The 243-nt window shown below is 80.7% G+C and carries 1 protein-coding gene; it reads left to right on the forward strand.

What is annotated here, in order from left to right; translation table 11 throughout:
• A partial coding sequence (locus RVY79_RS21205; RefSeq protein ID WP_317466590.1) for a hypothetical protein occupies positions 1–207 on the forward strand: 207 nt, incomplete at its 5' end.
• Between the last annotated feature and the right edge of the window lie 36 nt (positions 208–243).

A 243-nucleotide genomic window follows, 5' to 3' on the forward strand; every position in this document is an offset into this window, starting at 1 on the left:
CTGTTCCGCACCGTGAGCCGGCCAGCCTCCCGGGACCTGATCGCCGCGATCCTCGACCGGCCCCTCGCCGAGCGCGGGCGCGGCGAGGCCCATCAGCCGCTGCACGGCCCGGAGGCGAAGCTGCGCCAGGGCGCAGAGCGCGTCGCCGCGCAGCGCCCCTCCCTGCCGGTGCGCGCCCGGGCGGCGGGCGGCGGGGAGCCGGCCTGACGGGCCGGACGTCAGCGGGGATCCACGGGCGGATCG

This window comes from Chromohalobacter sp. HP20-39 (assembly GCF_033052815.1).
Taxonomy (GTDB): Bacteria; Pseudomonadota; Gammaproteobacteria; order Pseudomonadales; family Halomonadaceae; genus Chromohalobacter.